We start from the raw sequence: 10,525 nt of genomic DNA on the forward strand, positions 1-10,525 counted from the left end.
CGGTCCGGCACGATGAAACGTGCGTCCGGCGCGCCGGACCGTGCCGGCCCGCACCCGGCCGGCGTTAGCATGGCGGGAATTTCCCGCGGGCCCGCGATGTGCATAGCCATTCCGACGATTCCAGGACCCGCCGCCTGTTCTGGTGGCTGCACACCGGCGGCTGGCTGGGTTACGGCAGCCTCAGTTACCTGCAGGCGCTGGCACACGGCAAGGCGCCCGACTACTGGCGGCTGAGTTTCGGGGTCGCGGTCGCCGGGTTCTTCGCCACCCTGGGCGTGCGCTGGGTGCTGCGCCGGGCCTGGGGGCTGCCGCCCAGGGCCTTCATCCCGGTCGCCGCGGGCTGCGTGGTGGTCGCCACCGGGTTGATGGGCCTGTCCTACATCTTCCTGGTGCTGGACTGGTGCGGCGAGGATTGCCGGCCGGCCTCGCGCCTGGGCTACCTGGCGTCCGGCACCTACCAGCTTTACGTCGTGCTGAGCTGGGTCGGTTTCTACATCGGCCTGAAGTACTACCGCCAGTTGCAGCAACAGACCCGGCAGGCGCTGGCCGCCACCGCCATGGCGCACCAGGCGCAGTTGAAGATGCTGCGCTACCAGCTCAACCCGCACTTCCTGTTCAACACACTCAACGCCATCTCGACCCTGGTGCTGGACCGCCAGAACAACGTCGCCAACCAGATGGTGCAGGGCCTGAGCGCCTTCCTGCGCCACTCGCTGGACAGCGACCCGATGCAGCGGGTGACGCTGAAGCAGGAGCTGGATGCGCTGAACCTGTACCTGGGCATCGAGAAGGTGCGTTTCGCCGAACGCCTCCAGGTTGAGACCCGTATAGCGGCGGAGTGTTATTCCGCGCTCTTGCCGAGCATGCTGCTGCAGCCTTTGGTCGAGAACGCGATCAAGTACGCCATCGCCCGCCAGGTCGAGGGCGGCAAGCTGGTGATCGGCGCCGAACGCCGCGACGGCCGGCTGGTGCTGAGCGTGACAGACAACGGCCCGGGCTGCCCCGACTTCGACAAGGCCAACGGCGAAGGCTGCGGCGTCGGCCTGAAGAACACCCGCGAGCGCCTGCGCGTGCTCTACGGCGAAGCGCAGTCGGTGGACGTGCGCAACGGCCGCGAGTCCGGGGTGCAGGTGACGCTGTCGATCCCCTACGAAACCGGCGGGGCGCCGCGCGAATGAGCCGGATGATCCGCACCCTGATCGTGGACGACGAGCCGCTGGCGCGGCGTGGCCTGGAGCTGCGCCTGGCCGAACATCCCGACATACAGATCGTGGGCCAGTGCGGCGATGGCGCGTCGGCGATGAAGGCGGTGTCGGAGTTCGCGCCCGACCTGATGTTCCTGGACGTGCAGATGCCGGGCCTGGACGGCTTCGCCACCTTGCGCGCGATTCCGGTGCCGCAGCTGCCGCTGACGGTGTTCTGCACGGCCTATGACCACTATGCGATCCGCGCCTTCGAGGCCAGTGCGGTGGACTATCTGCTCAAGCCTGTGGAGGACAGCCGGCTGCACCAGGCGCTGTTCCGGGTGCGCGAGGAGCTGGACAAGCGCGACTCGGGCAGACATTGCGAGCAGTTGCTGCGTCTGCTCGGCGACCTGAGCGGGAAACCTTCGCTGACGCTGGAAGAGGCGCTGCAGGGTGCCGGCGAGCGCAAGCTGGGTCCGGGCGACCGGCTGTCGATCCGCGATGGCCACCGCACGGTGCGGGTGGATCTGGCGACGGTGCGCTGGGTAGACGCGGCCGGGGACTACATGTGCATCCACACGGACGCCGAGACCTTCGTGCTGCGGGCGACGATGCGGGAGCTGGAGTCGCGGCTGGATCCGCGTTGTTTCCCGCGGGTGCATCGTTCGACCCTGGTCAATGCGCGCCGTGTCGTGTCGTTGCGGCCGCATCTGAACGGGGAGCAGTTCCTGGCGCTGGACTGCGGCCATGAAATCAAACTGTCGCGCAGTTACCGCGATCGGCTCGAACTTCTGAAATAGCGAGTTTGTGCGTTCTGATGCCGGGATCGTTCCTGGCGATAGGCCGCCGTACGTGAGGTCTCTTTCCGGGGACGCCGTGAATCCATCCATGGAGGCTCTTCGAAAACGTCCATGTTTTCGAAGCCCCGGAAAGAGACCTCACGCACGACGACCTGCGAACCGTCCGGGCCGGGGTGCCGATTTGGGGCAAGAGCTCGCTTGCCTTGGCTTCTGGCAGGCTGTCAGGGATGACCTGGAACCACGCTCAGGGGCAGCGAGCGATAGGCTCGCGCGCTTGCTCGAGTTCGACGGTCCGGCCCCGATCGACCACAGGCCGTCGTGCGAGGGAACTTTTCCGGACCTTCAGCGACATGGACGTCGCTGAAGAGCCTACATGGACGTACTTGCGGCGTGTCCGGGAAAGTTTCCTCGTGCGGCGGCCTATCGCCAGGAACGATCCCGGCACACGCCAAGCGACCCGATCACGAGCAAGGCGGTTCTTCTCGCTCGACAGCGCAAGCCAACACGGTTCGGCGCAAAGCGGAAACGCCCCGGCGCGACCCGTGACTTTGGTCATGCGAAGATCGCTGCAACCAAATGCACTGTGGCCGCATCCCCAAGGATGCCGCCATGAAACTGACCGACGCCTCCCTGAAAAACCCCGCCGCGGTCGCCGTCGTGGTCGCCCTGGTGTGCCTGTTTGGCCTGGCCAGCCTGAAGGGATTGCCGCTCCAGCTCTTCCCCGACATCGAACGCCCGCAGATGTCCATCCAGACCGGCTGGCGTGCCGCCTCCCCGCAGGAAGTCGAATCCGAACTGCTGGAGCCGCAGGAAGCGGTGCTGCAGGGCATTCCGGGCCTGGAGCAGATGGACGGCAACGCCAATGCCGGCGGCAGCTTCATCAACCTGACCTTCGCCGTCGGCACCGACATGCGCGCCATGCTGGTCGAAGTGCTGGGGCGGCTGAACCGCGTGCCGCCGCTGCCGCGTGACGCCAACCCGCCGGTGGTCGAGCTCGGCGCGCAGGATTCCAACACCTCGCTGAGTTTCTTCTTCGTGCAGCTGCTGCCGGGCACCGAGGGCGAGATCGCCGACTACCGGCGCCTGATCGAGGAACAGGTGGTGCCGCGCATCGAGGCCGTGCCCGGTGTCGCCGGCGTCGAAGTGAACGGCGGGCCGCAGGAGGAGCTGCGCATCGACCTGGACCTGGGGCGCATGGCCGCGCTGGGCGTCACCGTGCCGGATGTGGCGGCGTTGGCGGCACGTGCCAATGATGTGTCCGGCGGCGCGATCGAAGAAGGTCGGCGCCAGTACGTGCTGCGTTTCGCGGGCCGTTATGCGCCGGAAGACCTGGGCAACCTGATCCTGTCCTGGCGCGACGGCCAGCCGGTGCGCCTGGGCGACGTGGCGACGGTGAGCCTCAAGCGACCCGAACAACGCTTCTTCAGCTACCAGAACGGCAACCCGGCCATCGGCCTGCGGGTGGTGCGCGAAAGCGGCGCCAACGTGCTGGCGACACTGACCGAAGTGAAGCAGGTCGTGGCCGAGGTGCGCGAAGGCGTGCTGAAGGAGAAGGGCCTGGGCATCGAGCAGAGTTTCGACGCTTCGCTGTTCATCAACCGCGCCATCAACCTGCTGTCGGGCAACCTGGGTGCGGGCGTGCTGCTGGCGGTGGGCTGCCTGTGGTGGTTCCTGCGCGACGCGCGCGCCACACTGCTGATCGCCAGCGCGATCCCGATTTCGCTGCTGGCCACCTTCATCGTGCTCGATCTGTCGGGCCGCAGTCTCAACGTGATTTCGCTGGCGGGCCTGGCCTTCGCGGTCGGCATGGTGATGGACGCGGCGGTGGTCGTGGCGGAGAACATCGTGCGGCTGCGCGAAGGCGGGAAAATTCCGGAGGAAGCCGCACGGGTCGGTACCGCCCAGGTCGGCGGCGCGCTGCTGGCCTCGACGCTGACGACGATCGCGGTGTTCCTGCCGGTACTGTTCATCGAGGATGTCGAGGGCCAGTTGTTTTCCGACCTGGCGTTGACCATCTCGATCGCCGTGGCGATCTCGCTGCTTATCGCGATCACCGTGCTGCCTGCGGCGGCCGGCGGCTGGCTGAAGGGCAAGAAACTGGCGTCGCTCAACGAAGCCGCCTATCCGCGCGTCACCGAACGGCTGATGCGCTGGACCGACAGCCGCCGCAAGCAGGTCGGCTGGATCGTCGGCCTGGTGCTGCTGCCGGCGCTCGGCGCCTGGCTGCTGGTGCCGCGCCTGGACTACCTGCCGCCGGTGAAACGCGCGGCCATCGACGCCTTCTTCAGCTTCCCGCCCGGCATGACGCCGGCAGTGGTGGACGAAGAGATGGGCGGCCTGATCCGCGAGCGCATGGCGCCCTACATGGATGGCGAAAAGCAACCGCAGCTTCTGAACTGGTACCTGCTGCTGTGGCCCGGAGGCGGGACCCTCGGCGCGCGGGTCGAGGACGAATCGCAGATCGGCGAACTCGAACGCATCGTGCGCGACGAAGTGGTGGTCGGTTTCCCCGACACCCGCGCCTTCGCCACCGAGGGCGACCTGTTCGGCGGTTTCGGCGGCTCGGCGCGGGCGATCCAGATCCACCTTCAGAGTGGTGACACCGAGGCGTTGACGCGGGTCGCCGGGCAGGGCCGCGAGCTCTTGCAGCAGCAGTTTCCCGGCGCCAACGTGCAGGCCTTCCCGGAAGCCGACGCGGTGAGCCCGGAGCTGCGCATCACCGCCAACGACCGCCGCCTGGCCGAAGCCGGATGGAACCGCGCCGAACTCGGCACCGTGGTGCGCTCGCTTGGCGAAGGCATGTGGCTGGGCGAACATTTCGATGGCGACCGGCGCATGCCGATCATCCTCGGCGCCGAGACGCCGGTCGCTCAGGATGCGCTGGTCGACACCGCGGTGATGACGCCACTGGCCGGCGTGGTGCCGCTGGGCGACCTGGCCCATGTCGAACTGACGCTGAGCCCGAACCAGCTGCGCCGCGTCGACCGCCGCCGCACGGTGACGCTGACGGTGGATCCGCCCGTGACGATGTCGCTGGAGGAAGCCTTGGCCAAGGTCGAGGGCGACGTGGTGCCGCAGCTGCGCCAATGGCTGCCCGAAGGCGGCGGTGTGCGCGTATCGGGCAGCGCCGATCGTCTCGATGCCGTGATCTCGACCATGGCCGGCAACTTCGGCCTGGCGCTGCTGGTGTTGTTCATGCTGATGGCGGCGATATTCCGTTCGCTCAGGGACAGCCTGTTCGTCATGCTGGCGCTGCCGATGGCGGTGTTCGGCGGCGTGCTGGGCCTGCGTGCGCTCGGCCTGTTCACCACGCAGTCGCTGGACCTGCTGTCGATGATCGGCTTCATCATGCTGCTGGGCATGGTGATCAACAACGCCATCCTGCTGGTCGCTCAGACGCGGGTGGCGGAGTCCGAAGGCCTGGGTATCGAGGACGCCGTGAAGCAGGCGCTGGCACAGCGCCTGCGGCCGATCCTGATCGGCGCCCTGACTGGTGTGGTCGGCGCACTGCCGATGGCGGTCAATCCCGGTCCGGGCAGCGTGATCTACCGCGGCCTGGCGGCGGTGACGGTCGGCGGCGTCGGCCTCTCGCTGATTTTCACCCTGGTGCTGATGCCGGCCCTGCTGCGCCTGTCCGCCGAATTCAAACCCCTGTCCCTGCGTCGCCCGCGCCCGGCCGTGCCGGCCGCGGCCTGAGGAGTTCCCCATGAAACTTCGTACCTCGTTCGCGATCCTGTCCCTCGTGGTCGCCGCCGGCCTGGCGCAGGCGCAGTCCGCGCCCGCCGGCGCACCGCCGGAGCCACCGCCCGTCCCGGTGCAGACGGGCCTGGCCGAACGCGCGCAGTTCGCGCCCGTGCTGTGGTCGCCGGGCGGCGTGGTCAGCCGCGAGGATTCGCGCGTCGCCTCCGAGATCGCAGGACGCGTGGTGCAAGTCGCCGAAGTCGGCACCGAGCTGGCGCGCGGCGACGTGCTGGCGCGTCTGGACGACAGCATGCTCCGTCTGAAGGAGCAGGACGACCAGGCCAACCTGCGCCGCATCGAGGCCCAGCTCGACTACGCGAAGAAGCAGGAGGCTCGCTACGAGGAACTGGTGCGCGAAAAGACCATCGCCGCCACCCAGCTCGACCTGACCCGTTCGGAACGCCAGGTGCTGGAGCAGGACCGCGAACGCGCCCGCGTCACACTCGCCCGCACCCGGCAGGAACGAGCCTACGCCGTCGTGCGCGCGCCATTCGACGGCGTCGTGGCCGAACGCTTCGCGCAGGCCGGCGAATACCTCGGTGTCGGCGCGCCGGTGCTGCGCCTGGTCAACACCGGCTCGCTGGAAGTGACGGCGCGGGCGCCGATCGCGCTGGCCGCATTGCTGGAGGCGGGCCAGCCGGTGTCGGTGCGCTGGGACGACCAGCTGGTGCAGGCGAAGCTGCGCAGCGTGGTGCCGGTCGGCGACCAGGCCTCGCGCCAGCTCGAAGTGCGCGTCGTACTGCCGGCCGGCGACTGGCCGATCGGTGCCGGCGTGCAGGTGGCCCTGCCCAGCGCCGCGCCGCGCGCCGCGGTGGCGGTGCCGCGCGACGCGCTGCTGCTGCGCAAGGAAGGTGCCTTCGTGGTGAAGGTGGGCGACGACAACCGCACCCGGCGCATCGCCGTGCAGACCGGCGCGAGCCGCGGCGAACTGGTGGAAGTGAAGGGCGAAGTGATGGCCGGCGACCGCCTGGTCGTGCGCGGCGGCGAGCGCCTGCAGGCGGGCCAGCAGGTCACCGTCGCCAACCAGGCGGTCGCCGCGGTGCCTGGCGTGGCCCGCGGCGCGCGCTGATCAGTACTTGCCCTTGATGGGTTTCACCGGCCCGGTGTAACGCTCCTTGCCGGGTTTGCCCTTCAGCGGCGGGAACTTGAACTTCGGCTCCGGAACCGCGACGTCCGGCAGATGGTCGAGCAGGTGCCGGACCAGGTTCAGCCGGCCGAGCTTCTGGTCGTTGAAATCGACCACGAACCAGGGCGCCCAGCGATGGTGGGTGGCCTTGAACATCGCGTCGCGCGCGGCCCCGTATTCGGCGTACTTCTCGCGGGCCTTGACGTCGATGGGCGAGAGTTTCCAGCGTTTGACCGGATCCTCCAGCCGCTCGGCGAAACGCTCTTCCTGCTGGTCCTGGTCCACTGCCAGCCAGTACTTGAACAGCAGCACGCCATCGTCCGCCAACTGCTTCTCGAACACCGGCACCTGTTCCAGGAAGGTCTGCACCTGCGCTGGCGTGGCGTAACCCATGACCTTTTCGACGCCGGCGCGGTTGTACCAGCTGCGGTCGAACAGGGTGATTTCGCCGGCCGAGGGCAGGTAGGGTACGTAACGCTGGAAATACCACTGGCCCGCCTCGCGCTCGGTCGGCTTGGACAGCGCGATGACATGGCACTGGCGCGGGCTGAGGCAGTCGGCGATCGCGTTGATGGCGCCGCCCTTGCCGGCGGTGTCGCGGCCCTCGAACACCACCACCAGGCGCTTGCCGGTGTGCTGCAGCCAGCGCGCCATCACGTTCAGCTCGACCTGCAGCTTGTCCAGTTCTTCCTCGTAATCCTTGCGCTTGAGCTTGCCCATCGGGAACTCCTTGCGTGGCGGTTGGGAATCAGGATTCGCGCAGTCGGGGTCGCAGGTTGGCCAGGTTGCAGGGCGTGGTGCGGGCGTCGAGCTGGGCGCGGATGAGTTTTCCCAGCCGGTGCGGCAGGCCGGGGTGGAGCCGGGCAGGGCGAACAGGAACGTGGCGTTGGCGAGTCCGGCGAAGGCACGCGACTGCAGGGTGCTGGTGCCGATCTCGTCGTAGCTCAACGAACGGAACATCTCGCCGAAACCGGGCATTTCCTTGTCCAGTAGCGGCAGCAGCGCTTCCGGCGTGGAGTCGCGACCGGTGAAGCCGGTGCCGCCAGTGACCAGGATGCCGTGCACGGCCTCGTCGGCGATCCAGCGCGAGACGAGGGCGCGCAGGGCGTACTTGTCGTCGCGCACGATGGCGCGTTCGTGCAGGCGGTGGCCTTCGGCGGTCAAGGCGCCCACCGGGTAGTCGCCCGAGCTGTCGTCGGCCGCCGTGCGGGTGTCCGACACCGTCAGCACGCACAGGCTCAGCGGCACGAAGTTTTTCCCGGCGCTCACGCGGCCTCCGTCAGCAGCTTCAGTTCGTCGGCCTGGTGCTCGCGGGTGAGGCGTTCGACCAGGTCGTCCAGGTCGCCATCGAGGATCTGCGGAAGGGCGTAAAGGGTCAAGCCTTCGACCCGGTGGTCGGTGATGCGGCCCTGCGGGAAGTTGTAGGTGCGGATGCGCTGGCTTCGGTCACCGCTGCCGACCTGCAGGCGGCGCGAGGCGGCCTGGGTGGCGGCCTGTTTGGCGCGCTCTTCGTCCAGCAGCTTGGCCTTGAGCAGGGACAGCGCGCGCGCACGGTTCTTGTGCTGGCTGCGTTCGTCCTGGCACTCCACCACCAGGCCGGTGGGCAGGTGGGTGATGCGGATGGCCGAGTCGGTCTTGTTGACGTGCTGGCCGCCGGCGCCGGAGGCGCGGAAGGTGTCCACCTTCAGGTCGGCGTCGCGGATCTCGATCTCGTCGATGTCGTCGAGCTCGGGCAGGATCGCCACCGTCGCCGCCGAGGTGTGGATGCGGCCCTGCGATTCGGTCGCCGGCACGCGCTGCACGCGGTGGGTGCCGGATTCGAACTTGAGCTTCGAATAGGCGCCGCGGCCCTCGATGCGGGCGACGATTTCCTTGTAGCCGCCGTGTTCGCCCTCGCTGGCCGAGACGATCTCGACGGTCCAGCGTTTGCGTTCGGCGTAACGGGCGTACATGCGGAACAGGTCGCCGGCGAAGATCGCGGCTTCGTCGCCGCCGGTGCCGGCGCGCACTTCCAGGAACAGGTTGGCCTCGTCGCGCGGATCCCTGGGCACCAGCAGCAGGGCCAGCTCGCCGTCGAGCGTGGCCAGGCGCGACTGCGCGGCGGGGATTTCCTCGTCGGCCAGTTCACGCAGTTCGGGGTCGGCGCGCATCGCTTCGGCGGCCTGCAGGTCGCGCTGCGCCTGCGACCAGGCAGCCAGGCCAGCGGCCACCGGTTCGAGCTGTGCGTATTCCTTCGACAGCGCGCGGAACTTCGTGTTGTCGGCGAGCACGGCGGGGTCGGCCAGCAGCCGGCCGACTTCCTCGTGCCGTTCGGCCAGGACTTCGAGCTTACGGCGCAGGCTGGGCGTCATCGCGGTCGTCGTAGAGGCGTTCGGCGGCGCGCAGCAGGTCGAGGTCGCCGTCCAGCGCGGCCTGGCGCAGTGCGGCGCTGGGGCCATGCAGCAGCTTGTTGGTGAGCTGGTGGGCCAGCAGGCCCAGCACTTCGTTCGGGTCCTTGCCCAGTGCCAGCTGTTCGCGGGCACGGGCCAGGGCTTCCTCGCGCGCGGCTTCGCCGCGGCTGCGCAGCGACTTCAGCGCGTCCTGCCGGCCCTGGGCGCGCCACCAGGCCATGAAATGTTCGACCTGCAGGTCGATGATCGCCTGCGCCTGTTCGGCCGCCTCGCGGCGCGAGGCGCGGTTTTCCTCGATCACCTGTTCGAGGTCGTCGACGGTGTAGAGGTAGACGTCGGGCAGTTCGGCGACGCTGGCTTCGATGTCGCGCGGCACGGCCAGGTCGAGCAGGAACATCGGCCGGTGCTTGCGGGTCTTCAGCGCGGCCTGCACGGCGGTGCGGCGCAGCACCGGTTCGCGGCTGGCGGTGGCGGTGATGACGATGTCGGCCTCGGGCAGGTGGCGCTCGAGTTCCGACAGCGGCAGGGCATAACCGCCATGGCGGCTGGCCAGTGCCTGCGCGTGTTCGAGCGTGCGGTTGGCGACCAGCAGGCGCTTGGCCTTGGCGTCGACCAGATGCCGCGCGGCAAGTTCGATGGTGTCGCCGGCGCCGACCAGCAACACGGTCGCCCGGTCGAGTTCGCTGAACACCTGGCGCGCCAGCCGCACGGCGGCATAGGCGACCGACACCGGGTGCGCGCCGATGCGCGTGTCGGTGCGCACGCGTTTGGCGACCGAGAAGCTCTGCTGGAACAGCCGGTCCAGCGGTGTGCGCAGCCGATGCTGGCTGCGCGCGGCCTGCCAGGCTTCCTTCACCTGGCCCAGGATCTGCGGTTCCCCCAGCACCAGCGAGTCCAGGCCGGTGGCGACGCGGAACAGGTGGCGCACCGCGTTTTCGTCGGTGTGCTGGTAGAGGTAGGCGGACAGCATTTCCGGGGCGATGCCGTGGTGGCGGGCCAGCCAGTCGGCGACGGCGGCTTCCTGGCCTTCGGTAACCTGGGCGTAGATCTCGGTGCGGTTGCAGGTCGAAAGCAGCGCGGATTCCTCCACGCCCGGCACCGCACCCAGGCTGGCCAGCGCCGCCGGCAGTTGCCCGGCGTCGAGCGCCACCCGTTCGCGCAGGGCGAGCGGGGCGGTCTGGTGGTTCAGTCCTAGGGCGAGCAGGGGCATTGGCGGGGCGGGCGAAGGCGCGGGGTGCGCTAGACTTTCGCGGGCTGGGCTCTGTGTTTGGAATCCGGCGCATA

Annotated in this window: 7 protein-coding genes and 1 pseudogene; 4 read left to right on the top strand and 4 right to left on the bottom strand. The window is 68.8% G+C overall.

What is annotated here, in order from left to right; genetic code table 11:
• The first annotated feature begins 98 nt into the window (after positions 1-98).
• From FRZ33_RS08035 to FRZ33_RS08050, 4 genes are all read left to right on the top strand, one after another.
• The gene (locus tag FRZ33_RS08035; RefSeq protein ID WP_146908939.1) at positions 99-1,178 is read left to right on the top strand and encodes a sensor histidine kinase; all 1,080 of its coding nucleotides are present in this window, start codon (positions 99-101) and stop codon (positions 1,176-1,178) included.
• Between the two features lie 5 nt (positions 1,179-1,183).
• On the top strand, positions 1,184-1,984 hold the full coding sequence (locus FRZ33_RS08040; RefSeq protein ID WP_146908941.1) for a LytR/AlgR family response regulator transcription factor: 801 nt from the start codon (positions 1,184-1,186) through the stop codon (positions 1,982-1,984).
• A 609-nt stretch (positions 1,985-2,593) separates the two neighbouring features.
• The gene (locus FRZ33_RS08045; RefSeq protein WP_146908943.1) at positions 2,594-5,680 is read left to right on the top strand and encodes an efflux RND transporter permease subunit; all 3,087 of its coding nucleotides are present in this window, start codon (positions 2,594-2,596) and stop codon (positions 5,678-5,680) included.
• A 10-nt stretch (positions 5,681-5,690) separates the two neighbouring features.
• Positions 5,691-6,794, top strand: coding sequence for an efflux RND transporter periplasmic adaptor subunit (locus FRZ33_RS08050; RefSeq protein WP_146908945.1), 1,104 nt, complete (start codon positions 5,691-5,693; stop codon positions 6,792-6,794).
• Here the strand turns inward: FRZ33_RS08050 and ppk2 are convergent, their stop codons facing one another.
• The 4 genes and pseudogenes from ppk2 to hemA all read right to left on the bottom strand — a co-directional run bounded on the left by ppk2 (position 6,795) and on the right by hemA (position 10,451).
• Positions 6,795-7,571 carry a polyphosphate kinase 2 gene (gene ppk2 / locus FRZ33_RS08055; protein ID WP_146908947.1) on the bottom strand — a complete coding sequence of 259 codons (777 nt, stop codon included), beginning with the start codon at positions 7,569-7,571 and terminating at the stop codon, positions 6,795-6,797. It lies immediately after the preceding gene.
• A gap of 28 nt (positions 7,572-7,599) precedes the next feature.
• A pseudogene (gene moaB / locus FRZ33_RS08060) lies at positions 7,600-8,120 on the bottom strand (molybdenum cofactor biosynthesis protein B).
• Positions 8,117-9,202 (bottom strand): peptide chain release factor 1, encoded by a 1,086-nt coding sequence (prfA, locus tag FRZ33_RS08065; RefSeq protein WP_146908948.1) that lies wholly within the window; start codon positions 9,200-9,202, stop codon positions 8,117-8,119. The pseudogene moaB and the gene prfA overlap by 4 nt, the downstream one beginning before the upstream one ends.
• Positions 9,180-10,451 (bottom strand): glutamyl-tRNA reductase, encoded by a 1,272-nt coding sequence (gene hemA, locus FRZ33_RS08070; RefSeq protein ID WP_146908950.1) that lies wholly within the window; start codon positions 10,449-10,451, stop codon positions 9,180-9,182. The genes prfA and hemA overlap by 23 nt, the downstream gene beginning before the upstream one ends.
• Positions 10,452-10,525 lie beyond the last annotated feature (74 nt).

The sequence above is a fragment of the Arenimonas daejeonensis genome (assembly GCF_007993735.1).
Lineage (GTDB): Bacteria > Pseudomonadota > Gammaproteobacteria > Xanthomonadales > Xanthomonadaceae > Arenimonas > Arenimonas daejeonensis.